19 protein-coding genes are annotated in these 20,739 nt (G+C 61.6%); 12 read left to right on the forward strand and 7 right to left on the reverse strand.

All coding sequences use genetic code 11. The features are described 5' to 3' along the window. Positions 1-5: 5 nt before the first annotated feature. Positions 6-1,460: a protein adenylyltransferase SelO gene (locus HKD21_RS01280; protein WP_194253854.1), complete on the forward strand. Its 1,455-nt coding sequence runs from the start codon at positions 6-8 to the stop codon at positions 1,458-1,460. Positions 1,461-1,478: 18 nt separating this feature from the next. On the opposite strand, the gene HKD21_RS01285 is transcribed toward HKD21_RS01280, so the two are convergent. After that, positions 1,479-1,685, reverse strand: a complete 207-nt coding sequence (locus HKD21_RS01285; protein WP_099285674.1) for a hypothetical protein — start codon at positions 1,683-1,685, stop codon at positions 1,479-1,481. A gap of 222 nt (positions 1,686-1,907) precedes the next feature. Between HKD21_RS01285 and HKD21_RS01290 the strand changes: the two genes are divergently transcribed. The 7 genes from HKD21_RS01290 to mdoH all read left to right on the forward strand — a co-directional run bounded on the left by HKD21_RS01290 (position 1,908) and on the right by mdoH (position 10,332). Next, complete coding sequence (locus HKD21_RS01290; RefSeq protein WP_194253855.1) at positions 1,908-3,197, forward strand: adenosylmethionine--8-amino-7-oxononanoate transaminase; 1,290 nt, start codon at positions 1,908-1,910, stop codon at positions 3,195-3,197. Further along, positions 3,194-4,372, forward strand: a complete 1,179-nt coding sequence (locus HKD21_RS01295; protein ID WP_194253856.1) for an aminotransferase class I/II-fold pyridoxal phosphate-dependent enzyme — start codon at positions 3,194-3,196, stop codon at positions 4,370-4,372. Before HKD21_RS01290 ends, HKD21_RS01295 begins: the two co-directional genes overlap by 4 nt. Further along, entirely contained in the window at positions 4,369-4,995 is a 627-nt protein-coding gene (locus tag HKD21_RS01300) for an alpha/beta hydrolase family protein (protein WP_194253857.1), read from the forward strand. The genes HKD21_RS01295 and HKD21_RS01300 overlap by 4 nt, the downstream gene beginning before the upstream one ends. Next, positions 4,982-5,776, forward strand: coding sequence for a methyltransferase domain-containing protein (locus tag HKD21_RS01305; RefSeq protein WP_194253858.1), 795 nt, complete (start codon positions 4,982-4,984; stop codon positions 5,774-5,776). The genes HKD21_RS01300 and HKD21_RS01305 overlap by 14 nt, the downstream gene beginning before the upstream one ends. After that, complete coding sequence (bioD, locus tag HKD21_RS01310) at positions 5,773-6,423, forward strand: dethiobiotin synthase (protein WP_194253859.1); 651 nt, start codon at positions 5,773-5,775, stop codon at positions 6,421-6,423. Before HKD21_RS01305 ends, bioD begins: the two co-directional genes overlap by 4 nt. 163 nt (positions 6,424-6,586) lie before the next feature. Next, positions 6,587-8,170, forward strand: a complete 1,584-nt coding sequence (locus HKD21_RS01315) for a glucan biosynthesis protein (protein WP_194253860.1) — start codon at positions 6,587-6,589, stop codon at positions 8,168-8,170. After that, positions 8,146-10,332 (forward strand): glucans biosynthesis glucosyltransferase MdoH, encoded by a 2,187-nt coding sequence (gene mdoH, locus HKD21_RS01320; protein WP_194253861.1) that lies wholly within the window; start codon positions 8,146-8,148, stop codon positions 10,330-10,332. The genes HKD21_RS01315 and mdoH overlap by 25 nt, the downstream gene beginning before the upstream one ends. 85 nt (positions 10,333-10,417) lie before the next feature. On the opposite strand, the gene HKD21_RS01325 is transcribed toward mdoH, so the two are convergent. Continuing rightward, complete coding sequence (locus tag HKD21_RS01325; RefSeq protein ID WP_194253862.1) at positions 10,418-10,909, reverse strand: DUF2501 domain-containing protein; 492 nt, start codon at positions 10,907-10,909, stop codon at positions 10,418-10,420. 197 nt (positions 10,910-11,106) lie between these two features. On the opposite strand from HKD21_RS01325, the gene HKD21_RS01330 reads away from it, so the two are divergent. Then, positions 11,107-13,218: a S9 family peptidase gene (locus tag HKD21_RS01330; protein ID WP_194253863.1), complete on the forward strand. Its 2,112-nt coding sequence runs from the start codon at positions 11,107-11,109 to the stop codon at positions 13,216-13,218. 108 nt (positions 13,219-13,326) lie between these two features. Here HKD21_RS01330 and HKD21_RS01335 read toward each other — a convergent pair whose 3' ends face one another. From HKD21_RS01335 to HKD21_RS01350, 4 genes are all read right to left on the reverse strand, one after another. Then, complete coding sequence (locus HKD21_RS01335) at positions 13,327-14,277, reverse strand: efflux RND transporter periplasmic adaptor subunit (RefSeq protein WP_194253864.1); 951 nt, start codon at positions 14,275-14,277, stop codon at positions 13,327-13,329. Between the two features lie 39 nt (positions 14,278-14,316). Then, positions 14,317-14,517 carry a DUF1656 domain-containing protein gene (locus HKD21_RS01340; RefSeq protein ID WP_062027417.1) on the reverse strand — a complete coding sequence of 67 codons (201 nt, stop codon included), beginning with the start codon at positions 14,515-14,517 and terminating at the stop codon, positions 14,317-14,319. After that, entirely contained in the window at positions 14,511-16,520 is a 2,010-nt protein-coding gene (locus HKD21_RS01345) for an FUSC family protein (protein WP_194253865.1), read from the reverse strand. The genes HKD21_RS01340 and HKD21_RS01345 overlap by 7 nt, the downstream gene beginning before the upstream one ends. Before the next feature lie 168 nt (positions 16,521-16,688). Then, entirely contained in the window at positions 16,689-17,126 is a 438-nt protein-coding gene (locus HKD21_RS01350) for a hypothetical protein (protein ID WP_194253866.1), read from the reverse strand. Positions 17,127-17,342: 216 nt separating this feature from the next. Here HKD21_RS01350 and ykgO point away from each other — a divergent pair, with 216 nt between their 5' ends. From ykgO to HKD21_RS01365, 3 genes are all read left to right on the forward strand, one after another. Then, on the forward strand, positions 17,343-17,468 hold the full coding sequence (gene ykgO, locus HKD21_RS01355; protein ID WP_194253867.1) for a type B 50S ribosomal protein L36: 126 nt from the start codon (positions 17,343-17,345) through the stop codon (positions 17,466-17,468). A 17-nt stretch (positions 17,469-17,485) separates the two neighbouring features. Further along, a complete protein-coding gene (locus HKD21_RS01360; protein WP_228120709.1) occupies positions 17,486-18,139 on the forward strand; it encodes a tetratricopeptide repeat protein in 654 nt (217 codons plus the stop codon). Between the two features lie 91 nt (positions 18,140-18,230). Next, positions 18,231-18,473 carry a hypothetical protein gene (locus tag HKD21_RS01365; protein ID WP_194253868.1) on the forward strand — a complete coding sequence of 81 codons (243 nt, stop codon included), beginning with the start codon at positions 18,231-18,233 and terminating at the stop codon, positions 18,471-18,473. Positions 18,474-18,483: 10 nt separating this feature from the next. Here HKD21_RS01365 and HKD21_RS01370 read toward each other — a convergent pair whose 3' ends face one another. After that, positions 18,484-20,724 carry a primosomal protein N' gene (locus HKD21_RS01370; RefSeq protein ID WP_194253869.1) on the reverse strand — a complete coding sequence of 747 codons (2,241 nt, stop codon included), beginning with the start codon at positions 20,722-20,724 and terminating at the stop codon, positions 18,484-18,486. Between the last annotated feature and the right edge of the window lie 15 nt (positions 20,725-20,739).

Genomic DNA, 20,739 nt, shown 5'->3' on the forward strand with positions numbered 1-20,739 from the left:
CTCCGATGCAGCTTTCCCGCATCTATGCGTCCCTGCCCGAGCAGTTTTCCGCCCCCCTCACCCCGACGCCGCTGTGCAATCCGCAGATCGTGGCCCTGAACGAGCCCTTGGCGCGGGAACTGGGAATGGACCCGGACTGGCTCCGCAGCCCTCCGGGACTTGCATTTCTGAGTCAGGGAAGCCGACCGGATGGCACACCTCCGGTGGCAATGGCCTATGCGGGGCATCAGTTCGGGCATTTCGTTCCAAGCCTCGGAGACGGGCGGGCGATGCTGGTCGGAGAAGTCACGGATCGGGCGCGGCGGCTTCGGGACATCCACCTCAAAGGCTCCGGGCCGACGCCGTTTTCACGACGCGGAGACGGACGGGCGGCTCTGGGGCCGGTCCTGCGGGAATATGTGGTGAGCGAGGCCATGCACGCGCTCGGCATTCCAACCACGCGCGCACTGGCCGCCCTGACAACGGGCGAAGACGTAGTGCGCGAAACCATGCAGCCCGGCGGCGTCATCGTGCGGATTGCGTCCAGCCATGTGCGGGTCGGGACGTTCCAGTATTTTGCGGCGCAGGGCGATACACAGAGCGTCCGCATTCTCGCGGATCACGTCATCGGGCGTCTGTATCCGGAGCTGTCGGAAGCCGAAAATCCCTACCTGGCATTTCTTGAAGCCGTAACGGCCCGACAGGCGGAACTGGTGGCGCGGTGGATGCTGGTCGGGTTCATTCATGGCGTCATGAACACGGACAACATGTCCATCGCAGGGGAAACCATCGACTTCGGCCCCTGCGCCTTTCTTGACGCTTATGATCCGGCAAAGGTTTTCAGCTTCATCGATCAGAACGGCCGCTATGCCTACGGGAACCAGCCCGACATGGCCCTGTGGAACCTCGGCCGTCTGGCGGAAACCCTCCTGCCGCTCCTGGACACCAACCATGAACGGGCAGTTGAACAGGCCAAAAGCGCGCTGATGCGCTTTGATGGCGTCTTCAACGAAACCTATCTCGGTGGATGGCGCAGGAAGCTGGGGCTGGCCCTTAAAGAAGACGGAGATGCCCGGCTGGCGGGGCGACTTCTGACGGCCATGCATCGCGGAGAAGCGGATTTCACGCTCACATTCCGCAGACTTGGGGACGCTGTTCGGAGCGGCCAAACCAGAGAAGTCATGTCGCTATTCGGGCCGGGCTCGAAGATTGAAGACTGGATCGGGGACTGGAAGGCTCGGCTGGATCGGGAAGAGCGCTCCGCAGAGGCCTGTCATGCCGACATGCAGGCCACGAATCCGCGCATCATTCCGCGCAATCACCGGATCGAGGAGATGATCCGTTCAGCCGTGGCGGGCGATTATGCGCCGTTCCATCGTCTGAACGAAGCGCTGTCGCATCCGTTTGAAGACAGAGCTGACGGGTTCGAAGCCCCGCCGACCGCTCATGAGCAAGTGAAAAACACCTTCTGCGGCACCTGATGCGCCGCAAAAACAGAATCAGGCTGGCTGCGGCGTCAGCATACGGCTGCGGTTGAACAGGCTTTTGACCTGGGCATAAAGCGCGCCAAAGTCGGACATGCAGGCATTGTGCAACGCGCGTACGCTCTCATGCGTCGCATAGAACCGCAGGGTGTTCAGGCTTCCCGTCATGATGGCTGTCCCCAGAAAGACACCATCGACATGAATGACCTTGGAACTCAGCATTGGTCTTCAACCTCGTCATGGCTCCCGCGTCGGGAGCACAGAATGTTTCCACGTTCTTTTAGGAACGCGTCACTAACGGGCCTCATGCCACATCGTTGCCTGACAAAACGTGACCCTTTTATGATACGGCGTCCCGCCTGCGGAACGATCCTGCCTTTCCTTATGGCGTCACAAGAGACGGGGGGATGGACTCACCTCCAGCCATGCGGGAAAACGCAAGCCATGTCTCGCAACGCTCCTTCTGCCCCTGATACCACCCTCTTGGCTGCCGCCGATCTGCCGCATCTGTGGCTGCCCTACACGCAGATGCAGACTGCCCCTTTCCCCGTGGAAGCTGCGCGCACGTCCGGCAGCCGGATCACACTTGCGGATGGACGTGAGCTTGTGGACGGCGTGGCAGCCTGGTGGACGGCGTGTCACGGCTACAGCCATCCACATATCCATGCTGCCTTGGTCCGGCAGGCGGAGCAGATGCCGCATGTGATGTTCGGCGGGATGGTTCACGAACCGGCCACCCGTCTGGCTGCACGTCTGGCGGCGCTGCTGCCGGGCGATCTGGAGCGCGTGTTCTTCACCGATTCCGGGTCGGTCGCGATGGAAGTCGCGATCAAGATGGCGGTGCAGTACCACATCAATCGCGGGACTACGGGCCGGACGAAAATCCTGTCCTTCCGGGGCGGATATCACGGCGACACGCTGGGTATGATGTCCATCTGCGACCCCGAGGAAGGGATGCACAGCCTATTCGCTGGCGTATTGCCCGAGCAGGTTCTGGCCGATCTGCCCGTGGATGCGGGCAGCATGACGCGACTTGAAACCCTGCTGACAGAACGCGGCGACAGCATCGCAGCGATGGTCACGGAGCCGCTCGTTCAGGGCGCGGGCGGGATGCTGTTCCATGACCCCGAAGTTCTGCGCCGTCTACGCGGCCTGTGTGACCGGCATGGAATCCTGCTGATCCTCGACGAAATCTTCACCGGCTTTGGCCGTACCGGAACGATGTTCGCCTGCGAGCAGGCCGGAATCGTGCCGGACATCCTGGCGCTCTCCAAAGCCCTGACAGGCGGCACCATGGCGCTGGCGGCCACTGTAGCCCGGCGGCATGTCTTCGAAGCGTTCCTGTCCGACAGCGCCGGACACGCCCTGATGCACGGACCGACTTTCATGGCCAATCCGCTGGCCTGCGCGGTTGCCAATGCCTCACTGGACCTGTTCGAATCTGAGCCAAGACTGGAACAGGTTGCGGCGATCTCTGCGCAGCTTGCGCAGGAACTAGAACCCTGCCGCGCGCTGCCAGGCGTCAAGGACGTGCGCGTTCTCGGCGCCATCGGCGTCGTGGAACTTGAGACGCTGGACAATCCGGACGCGCTGCGTCGCGCCTTTGTGGAGCGCGGCGTCTGGATCCGGCCCTTCCGCAACATCGTCTATCTGACGCCCGCCTTCACGATCACGCCTAAAGAGCTCACACGCCTGACGACAGCCATCGTGGACGTGTTGCGGGAGGCCGCATGAGCCTGTTCGACAACCATTTCACAGCCGCCCTGAGCGAGCGCGAAACCGCAGGGACGCGGCGGACCCTGCGCCCGGTTGTTCGGCAGGACGGCATGATCGTCCGCGACGGACGGCGGATGCTGGATGTGTCGTCCAACGACTATCTAGGGCTGGCGGATCACCCGCTGCTGCGCGAACGTGCTGCCGACTGGGCGTTACGCTTCGGGACAGGCGCGCGCGCCTCGCGGCTGGTCAGCGGAACACTGGACCTGCACCGGCAGGTCGAGACGAAAATGGCGGCCTTCAAAGGCTGTGAGGACGCGATCCTGTTCGCCTCGGGCTGGCAGGCCAATGCGTCCATCATGCCCGCTTTGTGTGCACTCTCCGTCGCCCGAACAGGCGCGCCGATGCTGGTGTTTTCGGACCGCCTGAACCATGCCAGCCTGCATCACGGCTGCGCGGCGGCTGGCGTGCGGCAGATCCGGTTCCGGCATAACGACCTGTTCCATCTGGAAAGCCTGCTGAATCACGAGGCCGAAAAACCCGGCCTGCGGATGATCGTGACGGAGAGCGTGTTCTCCATGGACGGAGACCGGGCGGACATTCCGGCCCTGCGAGCACTGGCGGACCGGGCGGGCGCGTTCCTTTATATAGACGAGGCCCATGCAACCGGCGTTCTGGGGCCGAAAGGACGCGGACTGTCCTGCGGAATGGCCGATCTGACGATGGGCACATGCAGCAAGGCGTTGGGCGGGATGGGCGCCTATGTCGCGGGCTCGAAACCGCTCTGCGACTATCTGGCGAACCATGCGTCGGGCTTCATCTACAGCACGGCCCTGCCGCCTGCGGTTCTGGGGGCGATCGATGCGGCGCTGGACGTCGTGCCGAGTCTGGATGAGGAACGCACCCAGCTGCTCGGACAGGCGGAACGGCTTCGGACCATGCTGCACAACGCAGGGCTGTCCACGGCGGACTCCACGACACAGATCGTGCCCGTGCTGATCGGGGAATCCGAACGCGCCATGACGGTGGCCGCCCGACTTGAGGACGCCGGGTTCCTGACCGTGGCCATTCGCCCGCCAACGGTCCCTGCGGGAACCGCGCGGCTGCGACTGGCGCTCCATGCCGGGCTGAAGGATGCAGCAATCGACCGCCTCGGACAGGCCGTCATCGCTCTGACAAGAGACATTGCATGACACGAGCGCTCTATCTTGTGCATGGCTGGGGCTTCGATGCGTCTTTCTGGGCACCACTACTGGCTCATCTGCCGGATGTGAGCGCGCAGGTCGTGAATTGCGGATATTTCGGCTCCGAACATCGCCCTTCCCTGCCCGACACACCTTATCTGGTGATCGGACATTCCGCCGGATCGCTGGCGCTGCTGGGGCAGGATCTGCCGGGATGTGACGGGCTGGTGTTTTTCAACGGTTTCTCACGTTTTACTGCCGCATCGGACTTCCCGAATGGTACGCCGGAGCGGGTTCTGACGCGGATGCGCGCACGCCTGAAGCGCGATCCGGTTGCCATGCTACACGATTTTCGCGCCCTTTGCGAAACGGATGCGCCCCTGCCCGGCACGCCGGATGCTGAAACACTAGACCGGGGGCTGGAGGCGCTTCAGCAGCAGGACCATCGGGCGCAGGCAGCCGACTGGGGAAACAGGCTGCACTGGATGACGGGCACGGACGATCCGTTCGGGGCCGCGCAGGCTGGGTTTACATCGCCGGGAGAACGGGTTGCGGGCGGCCATCTCCTGCCCCTCACCCATACCGAACTCTGTGCGGAGTTCGTGCGAGGGAGACTTGATGACGCGTCCTGACGCCCCCCTGCGCCGCGACAGCATCGCCGCGCGGTTCGATGCAGCGGAGGCCTATGACGCCGCCGCCCATATCCAGCGTCGCTGCGTCACAGCGCTGATGGACCGCATCCGGGAAGAAATGGCGGAACACGCGCCTGTCTCCATTCTGGAATTCGGGTGTGGAACGGGTTTTTTAACGGCTCAGCTTGCTGGACATTTCCCGCAGGCCAACCTGCTGGCGAGCGATCTGGCTCCCGGTATGATCGCACGGACACGCCAGAATCTATCAGGCGCGAACATCCATTTTCACGTCATGGACGCCGAACATCCGGACGTGTCGGGGCCGTTCGACCTGATCGCCTCCAGCCTGTGTCTGCAATGGTTTTCAAACCGGGCCGAGGGGTTGCACAGACTCTGCAATCTCCTCGCGCCAAGAGGGCGGCTCATGGTTACGACGCTGCTGCAAGACAGTCTGGACGAGTGGAAACAGGCCTGTCTGGCGGAGGGCGCGCCTTGCGGCGTGCCTGATTATCCGTCCGTATCGACCATGCAAGCCGAATGGCCCAGTAGTGGTATCGGATCGTGGGACGTGCTGACCTTGCGCGATCCTGTTGGCAGCGCGCGCGAGTTCCTGCGCGGTCTGCGGCAGATCGGGGCGTCTCTGCCCCGTCAGGACAGTACTCCCGCCAGCATCGCCGCCCTGCGTCGCGTCATGCAATATTTTGACCGCACGAGCTCCGACGTGACCTATCAGATCGGCATCGGGACGTTTGTGAAATCTGGAGAAGGAGTACGGCCATGAGTTCTCAACGCGGTGTCTTCGTCACGGGAACGGACACCGGAATTGGCAAGACACTTGTCAGCGCCATTCTGTGCCGCGCCTGGAACGCCACCTACTGGAAACCGCTTCAGACCGGTCTTGCAGATGAGGATGGCGACACACCGACCGTGAGGGATCTGGCCGGTCTGGAGCCGTCCCGCATCGTCCCCCCCGCCTACGCGTTTCAAGCGCCCCTCGCTCCGCTGGCAGCAGGCGATCTGGAAAACGTGACGGTCAATCCGGGGCGGCTCGTCCTGCCTCAGGTGTCGGAACCGCTTGTCGTGGAAGGCGCGGGCGGACTGATGGTCCCGGTGCGGGAAGACATGATGATCGCGGACCTGATCGGACGTCTGGCCCTGCCCGTTGTTCTGGTTACGCGCAGCGGGCTGGGAACGATCAATCATACCCTTCTGAGCCTTGAGGCCCTGCGTCGGCGGGCCATTCCGGTTCTGGGCGTGGTTCCGGTCGGGCCGCCCAATCCCGGCAATGAACGCGATGTTGCGCGCTTCGGCAAAACGCCTATCCTGTTCAGGATTCCGCAGCTTGATGCGATAACGGAAACGGTCGTCTCTGAATTATCGGGGCACGTTCCGTCACTTGATGTCTTGCAGCAACAGATTTCACAATAATGTGTCATCTGGGACGTGTGCCATAAAAAGGCCGCGTCAACCTTTGTGAAATAGCATCCTCACCATAGAAGGACTCTTCGCAACGAAAGGCTTCCGGCGTATCGCTGGATAAAGTGGGCTTCGTTCCGAAGACGCCGACAGAAACTGGGATATTGGGAAAAGTATGAGTATCCTGCGCCGTGATCTGGTCAAGCTTGGGGCCGGACTGACCCTTTTGGGAACAGCCACCCGTATGGCACATGCCCAGTCCACAGCTTCCTCCCCCGCTCCGTCGGGTGCAGCCCCAAAAGGTGCTGTCCCCCCGCCTGCACCGCAGCCGACGCCTTTTGACGACGGTACGGTCCGGCTTCTGGCGCAGCGCCTGTCGAAGAAAGCCTATTCCCCGCCGTCCCAGACGCTGCCCAGTGCCATTGCGAACATGGATTTCGACCAGTTCCGCAGCATTGCCTTCAATCCGGACAAGGCCCTGTGGCACGGCCAGAATCTGGCGTTCGACGTGGAGTTCTTCCCGCGCGGCTTCCTCTACAAGCCGCGGATCGGCATGAACGAAGTCACGGGCGGACAGTCCACCCCCATTCCCTACGACCCCGACGCCTTCACCTATGCCAACCCCGTTCTGCGCGTCACAGACGATCTCGGCTACGCCGGCCTGCGTCTGCGCTATGCCATCAACACGGCAGGCATGATGGAAGAATGCGCGGTCTTCCTTGGCGCATCCTATTTCCGGGCCGTGGCCAAAGGCCAGAATTACGGTCTGTCAGCCCGCGCTTTCGCAAACGGCACCGGCAATCCCAAGGGCGAGGAATTTGCACTCTTCCGGGAGTTCTGGATCGAAAAGCCGGAACCGGGCGTGGAATCCATCGTCATTCATGCCCTGCTCGACAGCCCGTCGCTGGTCGGGGCGTTCCGCTTCACCATTCGTCCGGGCGATACGACTGTCTTTGACGTCCAATCCTCTCTTTTCCCGCGTCAGGATATTACGGAATCCGGCATCGCCCCCCTGACGGGCATGTTCTATTTCGACGCAAACGCCCGCAATCACGTCGATGACTGGCGGCCGGCCGCGCATGACAGTGAGGCCCTCCAGATCTGGACGGGCGCCGGACAGCAGCTCTATCGCCCCCTCACCAACCCGACCGACCTCCAGTTCTCGGCCTTCGCAGACAGCAGTCCGCATGGTTTCGGTCTAATGCAGCGCAAGCGCTCGTTCCATGATTACGAGGATCTGGCACTCAACTACCAGAAACGCCCGTCTCTCTGGATTGAACCCATCGGCAACTGGGGCGACGGCGCCGTCGATCTTGTGGAAATCCCGACCCCCAACGAGGTGAACGACAACATCGTCTCGTTCTGGCGCCCTAAACAGCCCATGAAGGGTGGTCAGGAATACAGCTATATCTACAGAATGTACTGGGGCTGGGACACGCCCTGGCCGACCCAGATGGCGCGTATTGCGGCCACAAGAATCGGGAGTGTAACCGACCACCCCGAAGCACGATTCTTCGCGATCGATTTCACGGGCGCCCCCTTCCAGAACGTGCCGCAGGGCATGAATTTCCATCTGATCACGCAGGCTAGCCCCGGCACGATCCGCAATGTCGTCGTCGAGCCAAACCCGGAAATCCAGGGCTGGCGCGCCACTTTCGAGTTCGTACCAGGCGATGCCAAGACGTGCGAACTTCAGGCCCAGCTCGCCAATGATCAGGGCCCGGTTTCAGAAAAATGGATGTATCGTTGGACGCCGTGACCGAATTTTCTTCTAACGCCACCCCGGAAGCTGCTCCGTTCCTGCCGCCTGAAGCACCGCTGGCTATGAAGCCGCAAAACCTTCATCAGCAGCCGGACCGTCATGGGCGGCCCTTCGATCCCCTACCGACGACGCCGTCTTTCCTGTGGGCGCGCCGTCTGTTCGTCTTTGGTGGCGCGATGCTGCTGACGGGCTATGGAATTTACAGGATCAATCAGGTTTTCAACTCGCTGGGCGTCTCGGCGCTTGGTGTTATTATCCTGATCCTGTTCGCCATTCTCGCCTTCTGGATCGCGCTGTCCTTCATGTCCTGCCTCGGCGGTTTCTTCTCGCTGATGCTGCGGGGCGGTCTGGGGCTCGGCATCCATCGGACCGGGCCGCTGCCGGAACTGAAAAACCGCACCGCCGTCCTGATGCCGACCTACAACGAGGACCCGATGCGCGTTCTCGCGGGTCTGCGCGCCATTCATGACAGCATTCTGGCGACGGGACAGATCGACGCCTTCGATTTCTTCATCCTGTCCGACACGACCAATCCGGACGTCTGGGTGCAGGAAGAGCGCGCCTTTCTGGAGTTCCGCAAAGCCACGAATGGCGAAAAGCGGGTCTTCTATCGCCGCCGTCACAAGAATACGGACCGCAAGGCCGGCAATCTGGGTGACTGGGTGACGCGGTTCGGTTCGTCCTACCAGCAGATGCTCACGCTCGATGCTGACAGCGTGATGGATGGTAGCCTGATCGTCCGGATCACGGCAGCCATGGAACAACATAATGGCGTGGGGCTGATCCAAACACTCCCGGTCATTGTGGGTGGTCGCACGCTTTTTGCCCGGATGCAGCAGTTTGCCGGCCGCGTTTATGGACCGCTGATCGCGCATGGCATTGCCTGGTGGCATGGCTCGGAAGGCAATTACTGGGGCCATAACGCCATCATCCGCACACAGGCCTTCGCTGAACAGGCCGGACTACCGCATCTGAAGGGCCGGCCGCCCTTCGGAGGGCACATTCTGAGCCATGACTTCGTGGAAGCTGCCCTCATGCGCCGTGGCGGCTGGGCCATCCACATGGTGCCGGGACTGTTCGGCTCCTATGAAGAAAGCCCGCCATCGCTGACAGACGTCGCCATCCGTGACCGCCGCTGGTGTCAGGGAAACCTGCAACACAGCAAGATCCTCGGCACGAAAGGCATGCACTGGGTCAGCCGTGTCCATATGCTGACGGGCATCGGGTCCTACATCATGTCCCCGCTCTGGCTGCTGTTCCTGCTGTTCGGCATCCTGATTTCGCTCCAGTCGCATTTCTATCACCCCGAATATTTCGGCTCGACCCCGACGCTCTATCCGCATTGGCCGCGTGTTGATCCGGTGCAGGCCAAGCTTGTCTTCATTGGGACGATGGGCATTCTGCTCGCACCGAAGGCTCTGGCGTTCATTGCCATGCTGTTCGATCGCGCGGCCCTGAAGGGTTCTGGCGGCGTTTTCCGCCTTGCGGTCTCTATCGTGCTCGAAACCCTGATCGGCGGCCTGATCGCGCCGATTGCCATGCTGATCCAGACGTCCGGCGTCATTTCGATCCTGCTGGGCCGGGATTCGGGATGGAATGCGCAGAACCGTGACGATGGCAGGGTTTCGCTGAAGGAAGTGGCCCACGGCTACTGGATTTACACCGTGTTCGGCCTGCTTCTGGCCATTGCGGCATGGTCAGTCTCACAGGCGCTGTTCCTGTGGATGACGCCGGTGCTGCTGGGGCTGGTTCTGGCCATTCCTCTGGCCGCACTGACGGCGAGCCGGGACGTTGGTCTGGGCCTGCGCCGCGCAGGGCTTCTGCTGATCGAGGAGGAAACCGCCCCTCCGCCGATCCTTCAGCTTGCTGCCGCAAACGATACCGCACGTGAACGCGCCGCCCATGCTCCCGATGCTCCGCCGGAAGAAGCCTTCGCCGCACTGCGCGAGAACGCTACCCTCCTCGGCGCCCATGAAGGCGCGCTTCCCCCGGCCCGCAGCCCGGGCAGCCCGATCGACGCGCATCTTCTGGTGGGCCTGCTCAAGCTGCGGGAGGCCCCGTCCCTTCAGGTCGCGCTGGAACGTCTCTCCCGTCAGGAGAAGGCGGCGGTTCTGGGAAGTGCCGAAGGTCTGGCACTCATGGAAAAACTCGCAGCCTGAAGAGCCACAGGACATCACGACACAAAAAACGCCTCGGCCATTACAGCCGGGGCGTTTTTTATTGCAGACCCGTAGGCCGTATCAGTTACTTGAAAGACTGGGCTTTCTTAACAAGGTCGTTGCACGTCGTAACGCGCTTGTCCTTGGAGAGCGTGCCGATATCAAAGACGTTACCGTCCGTCATCTGAAGCAGACCCTTGCCGCCCAGCGAGTAGAACTCGTCGCTGTGCACATCCGGACGCTTGGCGATCTTGCGAGCCGCGACGATCGGCGATGTTCCGAGCACCAGCTTGTGTTGCGTACAGTAGTAGGTCAGACCGGCGATATTGCCTGCCTGTGCGCCCTCAATGGAGGGAAGACCATCGGCACCCAACACACCCGGCGACGCAGCGCTCAGGACATTTTTACCGCCTGCAACGGCCTGAACATGAGCGCCGGGCAGTCGCGCCTGCGTTCCGGCGGGAATGGTCGTCACAGGGCTGCTCTGCGGGATCGGCGGAACGGTCTGGGCCACGGCAGCGCCGGAAATGCTCAGGCCAGCGGCGGCAAGAACAGCAAAATACTTGCTTGAAATCATGATACTCTTCTTTCCACATCACAGGATGTCCTGCCTGCATCCCAAAAGGAGAAACAGAATTCATCCGGTCTGGAACATCCTAAAGAATGCTCCGTTGCCCTGAATAACACTTGAGACCAGTCGTAGTTTCTTGAGAGGGCTTCTTTTCCAGTCAAAGGCCGATTGAATGCCGGGCGTTTCTGCGTCACAGTTTGGTCATGTCACAGCGCCCCGATGCTCCCTCCGCCACACCCGTTCCTCCCATCGCCCGTCGTGAGGCGCTGAGCACAACGCAGCTTGGCCGCACGCGGACGGATTTCTATGCCTGGATGAAGGATGAGAACTGGCAGCAGGTCCTGCGGGACCCGTCCGTTCTGCGCGAAGACATCGCCACGCATCTGAAGGCGGAGAACGCCTATGCGGAAGCCGTTCTGGCCGGGATGGAGCCACTGCGCGAGACGCTGCTTCAGGAAATAATCGGCCGTATTCCGCCCGCGGAATCTTCGGTCCCGGTTCCCGACGGTCCGTGGGAATATTCCGTGCGCTTCGAAGACGGTGCCCAGCATCCGCTCCGTGTCCGTTGCCCGCGCGGTGGCGGGGCGGAACAGGTTCTGCTCGATGCCGATGCCCTATCCAAACAGCATGACTATTACGCGCTCTCGCAGACGGACCACTCGCCCGATCATCGCTATTTTGTCTATGCGGAAGACATTCAGGGCTCAGAGGTCTATCGCATTCAGGTCGCGGACCTCGAAACCAGCACGCTCTGCGCCGACCCCGTCCCCAGCACGACGGGCAGCTTCGCCATTTCCCCCGACAGCCAGTGGCTGTTCTGGATTTACCGCGACGATAATGGCCGACCCTCGAAGATCTATCGCCGTCCGCTGACGGGGGGTGAGGATGTTCTGGTGTTCGACGAAACCGATCCGGGGTTCTTCCTGAGCATCGGCGTCAGCGCGTCGCGCAAATGGATCGTCATCGAGCGCGGCGACCATGATACGAACGAAACGCTGCTCATCCCGGCCTCCGCTCCCACGGCCCTGCCCGTCGTGGCAGCACCGCTGGTGCGGGGCGAGCGCTACTCTCTGACGCACTGGAATGACCGCTTCATCATCCTGACCAATGCCGGTGGCGCCGTGGACTTCCAGTTCATGCAAACGCCGGACACGGCCACGGGACGCGAGAACTGGACGCCCTTCGTGCCCTACCGCGAGGGCCACTATCTGCTGGGCGCAAGTGCTTCGCGCGGGCATCTCGCCTGGGCCGAGCGGCGGGACGGCAACATCCATATTCTCGTGGTGCCCGAAGGCATGCAGGGCGATGTCCGGGCGCAGGCAAAAGCCATCGGCATGGACGAAGCGGCCTATGACCTGACGATGTTGGGCACGCTAGAATATGACGCCCCGGTACTGCGCTACATCTATCAGTCGCCCACCAATCCCGCGCACTGGTACGATTACGATATGGCTACCGGCGAGCGCGTTCTGCGCAAGATCCGCGAGGTCCCGTCCGGCCATGATGCAAGCCGCTACGAAACGCGCCGCCTGTTCGCAACGTCGCCAGACGGCGCACAGGTTCCGATTACGGTCCTGATGCGCAAAGGTCAGATTCTGGACGGCTCCGCGCCACTACTTCTGTATGGCTACGGCTCCTACGGCATCGCCATGGACGCCGATTTCTCAACGACCGTGTTCAGCTTAGTGGACCGGGGCTGGATTCACGCCATCGCCCATGTCCGTGGTGGCTCCGAAAAGGGCTGGAACTGGTTTCTGGACGGTCGCGGAACAAAGAAGCCCAACACCTTCATCGACTTCATCGCCTGCGCCCGACATCTCGTGTCCGCAGGTTACGGCTCAGCCGGACGCATCGTCGCGCAGGGCGGATCAGCCGGTGGACTGCTGATGGGCGCGATTACGAACATGGCGCCGGAGCTTTTCGCGGGCATTGCCGCGCAGGTGCCGTTCGTGGACATGCTTAACACCATGTCCGACGTCTCCCTGCCGCTCACACCGCCGGAATGGCCGGAATGGGGCAACCCGCTGGAAGACGCGGCCGCGTATGACCTGATCGCCAGCTACTCGCCCTATGATAACATCGTCGCCAAAACCTATCCGCCAGTTCTGGCAATGGGTGGCCTGTCAGATCCGCGCGTGACGTACTGGGAGCCCGCGAAATGGATTGCAAAACTGCGGGAAGTGACATCCGGCGGCCCGTTCCTCTGCCGCATCAACATGGAAGCCGGGCACGGCGGCTCGTCAGGTCGCTTCAAGCGTCTGGAAGAAGTCACCCTCGTCCAGGCCTTCGCCATCTGGGCCATAGAGCACGCTTAAAAAGACCTCGTGAATAAAAGTTTTTGGTGAAGCTTTTTTCCAAAAAGCTTCGACGCTCTCCGCCTTTTTGAAAAAAGGTGGAACCCAAAAACTTCTATTCCAAAGTCCTTATCTGTGGCCGAACAGATGCCGGATGTCGTCACCGAAATGCTGGAAAGCAGCGTGGGTGGAACGGTGGCGGCGGTTGCCCTCTTCTGACACGACAGTTACAGTCGCCGTCATGCCGGCGGCCAGCGTCAGATCATCGGGGATCTTGTCGATCTTCACACGCACCGGAATACGCTGGGCCAGACGCACCCAAGTATAAACCGGATCGACTTCGGGCAGCCCTTGCTTGTTCACCTGCGCGTTGTTGCTGGCGATACCACGCGTGATGCTTTCGACATGCCCGAACAGCGGATCATGATACCCCATCAGATCCATACGAACGAGATCGCCCTCATCGAGATCATGGACCTTCGTTTCCTCGAAATAGCCGTCCACCCAGTAGGAGCTGGTGTCGATGATGTGGATGTTGACCACGCCAGCGGTCGCGAAGTCACCGGGACGCATGATGAGGTTGGTCACGATGCCGTCGATGGAACTGCGGACTTCCGTTCGTTCAAGGTTGATTTCAGCCTGACGTTCGGCGGCTTCGGCTGCGGCATACTGGGCCTGCATCTGCTGCGAAAGCGCCTCGTACTGCCGCTTCTCCTCGACTGAAACGGCAGTTCCGGGGATGGCCTTGCGCCATTGGGACTGCACGATACGGAATTCCAGATCGGCCTTGCGCTCGGCCACATGGGCCTTTGCCGTATCAAGTGCCACCTTGAAATCGAACGGATCGATGACGTACAGCACCTCGCCCTTGTGGACGAACTGGTTATCCTTCACCAGAACTTCGGTAATCTGTCCCGAAACGCGCGGCGCGATATTGGCGACCTGCGCACGCACCTGTCCGTTCCGCGTCCAAGGCGAGGCGGTGTAATAATCCCACAGGATGACGACCACGAGAGCAGCCACCACGAGAATGCAGAGCGTGATGGTCAGGCGGATCAGGCGATGGGCACTGGAAAGCACGGGACGGTCACCTTGTATGCGGTTCGAAACAGGAAAAGGTCAGAGGATCAGGGTGTAAAGGCCGATCAGGCAGATCAGGATACCGAACTGGGCCAAAGGCGGGTCCCAGACGAAACGCCACAGATCGAACCAGGCCAGAATCCAGCGCAGAACGGCCAGTGTCAGCAGGGCTAAGGCCAGATTGATGACGAAGGCCGACACCAGCACGCCATCAAGGTCAACGACCTGTGTCGTCACCATCGCTTGCGTCCTATTCCATAATGATGCACGGCCGAGCGGTTCAGACGCACCATCGTCCGCACCGATTCCAGACCGCCGATACAGTTGATGATCATGGACTGCTCCTCGCGGATACCGTCTGAAAGCCGCTCGTAAAACATGGCCTGAAGCTCGGGAATTTCAGCTTCCAGAAGGCCCAGCCTGTCATGCGCCAGCAAACGCCGCACATGGCGGACCATGGGTTTGAGACCGGGAAGATGCGCCGCCTGATCCAGATAATTCCGGACGCGCGCAATGGTGCTGGAAAAATCTTCCAACGCCACGAAGCGGTTGAAAACACGGCGGGAGCGCAGTCCCGGATCGTGCAGCCGGTCTGTCCACATCAGAAACTGGCTCAAACGCTCGTATTTTCGGCTCAGAAGCGGCGGCCCCATCCGCTCGCCGTGCCCAGCAAGCTGCAGTTCCAGATCATGGGCGATGGAGACCGCCAGCCGAAAGCGGTGCCGTCGTGCGGTCGGCGGCCAGAGCAGCACCAGCAGCACGAAGGATAGCACGGCGGCCATCGCATAAAACGTGTTGCGCGTGATGAAGGCCAGCGGGTCGTAGTTATGATGATTGCCGAGCGCGATGAACACCAAAAAGAACACACCATAATTAAAGCCGATGGCGCTGGTTTTCGGATTCATCAGCAGCAGGCAGGAAATCACGGTCTGCGGCAACAGCACCAGCGCAAGGCTCAGCATGCTGCCCACATGCGGCAGGATCATGAAATCCAGCCATGCCGCCACGAGAATACCGGCAGGCATCCCGATAATGGCGCCCTTGCCAAACTCTGCCGTGTCGATGGCAGTGGAGGCCAGTGTCAGAACCAGTGCCGTCTGGGACAGGGACGTTACGGAGGCCGGGATGCTGGAGCCTAGACACAGCGCCGCTGCAACGCTAAAGCCCAGCAAGACGCGCATGGCATTGATGAACGCCGTCACATAGTCCGGGTTACTCTCAAGCTGCGCCAGTTTGAGCGCATCGCCCGCGGGTGTAGCGCGCAGAAGCGTGTTCATGCCGGTGCGGATATGCAGACGGTTACTGAGAAGCGTCGAACAGCGTTCCAGAAACCACGCCTCCCGCGCCGAAGGCACGAAATCCGGATCTTCCGCACGGATTTCGTCCAGAATCGTGTCCATCGTTTCAAGACGGGTCGTGCCATCCTCGGACCGCTCGTGCCAGGCCCGGACGTGCCGGATCAGGAGCTCGGAAATACCACCGGTTTCCAGCAACCATGCAATCGCACGGCTCGTGGTCAGAACCGTGAGCATCCCAATAATGCCCAGCCGTGCGCCTGCCATCCGCAGACGTCCGCGCTCGACTTCTGTTCTTGCGTAAGAAATCTGGGTCATAAGCGCGAGAATTTCGCCGCTCAATCCGATCATTTCCTCAGGCGTGGCGATCGGATCGCCCATAATGGCGGACTTACCGGTCTGGCGGACACGATGCGACAGCGTCTCCATGGCCTTGGAAAGCCTGCGCCACGCTTCGGGCGAGCCGGACAGAATGTTGACGACCGCAATGGATGCAACGCCGATGGCGATGTCAGACGCACGTGCGATGCTGACGGGATAGATGTTCTGCGGATCATCCATCGTCGGGAGCGCTACGAGTGCGACGGTATAGCCCGCCAGCAGAGCGCCATAAGAGCGAAAATCGCGCTCCAGCGACCCCACAAACGCACAGGCCGCAATCCACAGAGCCGCACCGCCCAGAAACAGCGCCCGCTCCTGATTGAACATCGCCACGAGAATGATGGAAACACTGACGCCGAGCACAGTCCCGGCCAGACGGTAGAACGCCTTGGACAGCGCCTGTCCCCGCAGGGGCTGCGCGAGGATCATGACCGTCACGCCAGCACTGGCAGGCGAATCAAGCTGGGACCAGAAGGCCGTTCCAAGCGCCAGAACAAGTGCAGACCATGTCCTGAGACTGAACTGAACCCATCCGGGGCGGAAGACTGACTGTAGTGCAGCGGTCAAGAGCGATGCCCCTCACCCGACACAGACTTCATCAGAAACAGTCCCACGGCCCTCGTTACCAGAATCAGACTTTAAACCTTAGGGGCGCTTTCGCGGAAAAGTTAGTCCTCGAATCTTCTGGACATGTTTTGACAGACGGCGTTTTGCCTTCTGCTTTGCCGGGAAAAGTTAGTCTTCTTCGTTCGGCAGGGCGTTGCAGGCCGCTGTCAGCTTGGGGTCCGGATGCGCAGCGGCCTTGCGGCAGTAAGTCCGTGCATCTGCACCACACATATTCGTGACATCCTCCATTTCAGAGGACAGAACGTCGCGCGCAACGCCGATATCCTGGTTGTGTTCCGGGTCGATGCCCTCTTCCTTGCTCAGAGCCGTCTGGGCCTGATGCATTTCCTTGAGCGCATTGATGCAGGAGTCGCCTGCCGCATCCGGGTTGGTTTGAAGAACCCGAAGGATCTTGTTGATGGCGAAACCCTGCTGGTTGATCGTCGGATCATCGTCATTGGTCTTGGCATCCCCGTCTTCGGCTCTTGCGGCCACAGGCGCGGCAAGAGCAACGGCGAGAGGAAGAAGAGCCAGCAGCAGGGCGGGGCGGGAATGGCGCTTGATCATGAAAGTGACGTTAGGAGAAAATCCCGGCCGGACAAAGACCCTGAACGACGCTGTTGCAGGTTGTTGCAAATCGGCAGCATCACGGAATTCCGCCACAGACTTGGCTTGTCAGCTTGACTCTACAGGGCGGGATGGGTAATCGGGGCCATTCTTTCGCGGGCGTTCCGGCCCGCTGTCCGGTCCGCAAGGGCCTTACCCGTCGAGAGCCTGATCACCATGAAGATCCGCAACAGCCTGAAGTCCGCAAAGCTTCGTGACAAGGATTGCCGCGTTGTCCGCCGTCGCGGCCGCGTTTACATCATCAACAAGAAGAACCCGCGCATGAAGGCTCGCCAGGGCTGAACCCCTTGGTCTGCCGGATGACGGACGGACGGCGCTGGCTGATGGCTGGTGCCGTTCTGCTTTGTACTCCGGCTCTGACTTTTCTGCCAGTTCAGGCTGCGCCCGCCGCAAATCCTGCCGCGTCCAGCTCCGCAGCCCTCCCGGCTGCCAAACCGCCCGCCTCCTCTCCCCGCCCCCCGCGCAAGACGCTCCATGACCGCCTCATGGAAGCAGAAAAGGCGCTCGCCATGGCCGGGAACGAAAAGCAGGCTGGTGAGATCTCCGAACGTGCGGAAGGCCTCCGCAGCCGCGCCCTGACCGGCAGCGTGCAGATGCTCATCAGCGATTCGCATGATGCACTGGAAAAACATGATTTCCAGAAGGCGCAGGATGATCTGACCGCCGCCATCACCATCCAGCCTGACCAGCCCATTCTCTACCGCCAGCGCGCGGCAATCCGGCTGGCAGCGGGGGACAATAACGGCGCGATCGCTGATCTGGGCGTCACCCTTCAGGCCGATCCCGGCGATCCTACGGCGTGGGGTATGCTTGCGGAAGCCGAACATGACCGCCACGAACCCGAGGCCGCCCTACGGGCCTTCCATCAGATGCTGCTTCTGAATCCGAAATCGCCCGATTCTGACACCCAGCTCAAAACGCTGGAAAAAGCCCGCGACGGCCAGCAGGACTGACGTCACTGCGCGGTGTCTTCCATGTGCTGCTCTGGCAACCCCTTGTAATGTTGTGTGTTGATCCCCTGATTCCATTTTTCAGGAGATCCTCATGACCAAGCCATCCCCCGCTACCGAAACCGCCATCGCAGATGCCAGCGCCAAGAAAAGCTGCTGCTCCAAGATGAAGACCTGCTGTCAGAAGGCCACGCGCGCCCGTGAAATTGGCCTCGCCGGCATGACGGCCATGGCGACGTTCGGACCCAAGCGTTTCCGCCCGTATTTCCAGCAGATTCTGGCTGTCATCGCGGTCGTCACCGCCTCGGTGGAGTTCTTCCGCAAGCGCAAGGGCTGATTTTCCAGCCTTAAAGGAAGGAAATGGGGTCGATATCGATATCGACCTTTGCTCCACCGGTGGGTTTGATATCCCCCAGCCACTGACGCAGGATCGGCTGCACGGCAATGCCCCGCATGGTCCGTAGCAGCAACCTGCGCCTGTGCCGTCCGCGCAGGACGGCAAGCGGAGCGGGAGCCGGTCCCAGAACCTGCACCCCTTCCCGCTCCGGCGCGGAAAGCGCAATTTCCCGCGCCAGCGCGTCCGCCGCATCCGCACTCGGCGCGCTCACGATCAGCGCGGCCAGCCGTCCATAAGGCGGCCAGAACGAGGGCCGTCTCTGCTCGGCTTCCTGCTCCATGAAGGTCTGGAAATCGTTGGAAACCAGCGCCGTCATGACCGGATGTTCGCCGACATAACTCTGAAGCAGCACGTGCCCGCGATGCTCCGCACGGCCTGCACGGCCCGCAACCTGATGCAGAAGCTGCACCGTCCGCTCGGCTGCCCGCAGATCCCCGCCCCCAAGCCCCAGATCCGCATCCACGACGCCCACGAGCGTCAGTTTTGGGAAATGCCAGCCCTTGGCGACGATCTGCGTACCAATGATGAGATTGACCTCCCCATCCGTAATCTTCCGCACAGCCTCCGCCGTGGCAGCCGGGGAGCCGAGCGTATCGGAGGACATCACCAACAGTTTCGCTTCCGGGAACCGCAGCTTGGCCTCTTCCGTAATGCGCTCGATTCCCGGCCCGATGGGGACGAGCGAATTCTCGGCGTGACACTCCGGACAGTCCTTGGGAATCCGTTCGTTATGCCCGCAGTGATGGCAGGTCAGGATACCCCGCGCCCGGTGCTCCACCAGCCAGGCCGAGCAGTTCGGACACTGCATCCGGTGTCCGCACGCCCGACACAGCGTCAACGGCGCATAGCCGCGCCGGTTGAGGAACAGCATGGCCTGCTCCCCTTTCTCCAGCGTCTCATCAATGGCGGTGCAGAGCTTGGGAGACAGAAACAGGCCGCGTTCCGGCGGATCGGCCCGCATATCCACGAGTGAGACATCCGGCAGGGTCGCTCCGCCATGGCGCGCCGTCAGGAGTTCGTGCCGGTAGCGTCCACTCTCCACATTCGCCAGCGTTTCGAGCGAGGGTGTGGCGGAAACGAGAATGGCCGACGCATCTGCCAGACGCGCGCGAACAACCGCCATGTCCCGCCCATGATACATGACGCCCTCTTCCTGTTTGAAGGCGCTTTCATGCTCCTCGTCCACCACAACGAGACCCAGATCAGCAAACGGCAGGAACAGCGCAGACCGCGCCCCTACCACAACGCGGGCACTCCCTTCCGCCACGGCGCGCCATGTCTCGCGCCGCCGCTTGGCTCCAAGATCGGAATGCCAGACAGCAGGTTCGGCCCCGAAACGCCGGATAAAACGGTCCGTCCACTGGGCGGAGAGTGCGATTTCCGGCAGCAGGACCAGAACCTGCTTTCCCTTGGCCAGACAGGCGGCCACGGCCTCGAAATAGACCTCCGTCTTGCCCGATCCGGTCACGCCTTCCAGCAGCGTGACCTGAAACCGCCCGGCCTCGACGGGGCCGCATAATTCCTGCGCGACTTCAGCCTGTTCTTCGGAGAGCTTCGGCGCGCCATGCGCCGGGTCTGGCAAACCGAACGGAGCAGCCGGAGCAATGACGGCCTCCCGCAGCAGACCGGCCGTAGCGAGGCCGCGAATGACGGCCGCACTCGCCCCGCTGCGGTCTCCCAGTTCAGCGGTGCTCATGGGTGTGGAAGACGCAAAATTCAGCACGGACCGACGTGCGGGCGTGATCCGCAGATCGCCCTCCGGCGCTTCCGTCCGCACCCAGCCCAGAGTAGGTTTGGGGGCATCCTTCAGATGAATGCGCGTGGCCATCGCCAGAACAAGCCCCGGTGGGGTGAGCGTATAGGCCGCAACCCAGTCGATAAAACGACGCAGGCTCTGTGGAAGCGGGCGCACGTCCATTTTTCCAACGACGGGCCGCAGACGTTCGAGCGGGAGTTCACGCCCCACGGGCAGCGCGAAATCCTGTGGCAGTGTGCGATCGGTTTCCCACACGCAGCCCACGGTTTCCCGGCGGCCCAGCGGGACCGTCACGAGGTCTCCCGGCTCAAGCGACATCGGCGCGAGATAATCGAGCGGCCCCGGAAATGGCAGCGGCACAAGCACCGAAACGCGCGTTCCGGTGGAAGGTGGCTTTCGCCGGGGATCAGGCTTGGATAGGCTGTTGGATGCCATGACCGTGTCTAACCT

It is taken from the genome of Gluconobacter cerevisiae, from assembly GCF_015244675.1.
GTDB classification, from domain to species: Bacteria; Pseudomonadota; Alphaproteobacteria; order Acetobacterales; family Acetobacteraceae; genus Gluconobacter; species Gluconobacter cerevisiae.

Excerpts from the sequence above, each read along its gene's own strand:
- HKD21_RS01370 (WP_194253869.1), bottom strand. The coding sequence starts at position 20,724 with ATGGCATCCAACAGCCTATCCAAGCCTGATCCCCGGCGAAAGCCACCT.
- HKD21_RS01290 (WP_194253855.1), top strand. The coding sequence starts at position 1,908 with ATGTCTCGCAACGCTCCTTCTGCCCCTGATACCACCCTCTTGGCTGCC.
- ykgO (WP_194253867.1), top strand. The coding sequence starts at position 17,343 with ATGAAGATCCGCAACAGCCTGAAGTCCGCAAAGCTTCGTGACAAGGAT.
- HKD21_RS01300 (WP_194253857.1), top strand. The coding sequence starts at position 4,369 with ATGACACGAGCGCTCTATCTTGTGCATGGCTGGGGCTTCGATGCGTCT.
- HKD21_RS01340 (WP_062027417.1), bottom strand. The coding sequence starts at position 14,517 with ATGGTGACGACACAGGTCGTTGACCTTGATGGCGTGCTGGTGTCGGCC.
- HKD21_RS01325 (WP_194253862.1), bottom strand. The coding sequence starts at position 10,909 with ATGATTTCAAGCAAGTATTTTGCTGTTCTTGCCGCCGCTGGCCTGAGC.
- HKD21_RS01315 (WP_194253860.1), top strand. The coding sequence starts at position 6,587 with ATGAGTATCCTGCGCCGTGATCTGGTCAAGCTTGGGGCCGGACTGACC.
- bioD (WP_194253859.1), top strand. The coding sequence starts at position 5,773 with ATGAGTTCTCAACGCGGTGTCTTCGTCACGGGAACGGACACCGGAATT.
- mdoH (WP_194253861.1), top strand. The coding sequence starts at position 8,146 with ATGGATGTATCGTTGGACGCCGTGACCGAATTTTCTTCTAACGCCACC.
- HKD21_RS01365 (WP_194253868.1), top strand. The coding sequence starts at position 18,231 with ATGACCAAGCCATCCCCCGCTACCGAAACCGCCATCGCAGATGCCAGC.
- HKD21_RS01330 (WP_194253863.1), top strand. The coding sequence starts at position 11,107 with ATGTCACAGCGCCCCGATGCTCCCTCCGCCACACCCGTTCCTCCCATC.
- HKD21_RS01360 (WP_228120709.1), top strand. The coding sequence starts at position 17,486 with ATGACGGACGGACGGCGCTGGCTGATGGCTGGTGCCGTTCTGCTTTGT.
- HKD21_RS01305 (WP_194253858.1), top strand. The coding sequence starts at position 4,982 with ATGACGCGTCCTGACGCCCCCCTGCGCCGCGACAGCATCGCCGCGCGG.
- HKD21_RS01285 (WP_099285674.1), bottom strand. The coding sequence starts at position 1,685 with ATGCTGAGTTCCAAGGTCATTCATGTCGATGGTGTCTTTCTGGGGACA.
- HKD21_RS01295 (WP_194253856.1), top strand. The coding sequence starts at position 3,194 with ATGAGCCTGTTCGACAACCATTTCACAGCCGCCCTGAGCGAGCGCGAA.
- HKD21_RS01280 (WP_194253854.1), top strand. The coding sequence starts at position 6 with ATGCAGCTTTCCCGCATCTATGCGTCCCTGCCCGAGCAGTTTTCCGCC.
- HKD21_RS01350 (WP_194253866.1), bottom strand. The coding sequence starts at position 17,126 with ATGATCAAGCGCCATTCCCGCCCCGCCCTGCTGCTGGCTCTTCTTCCT.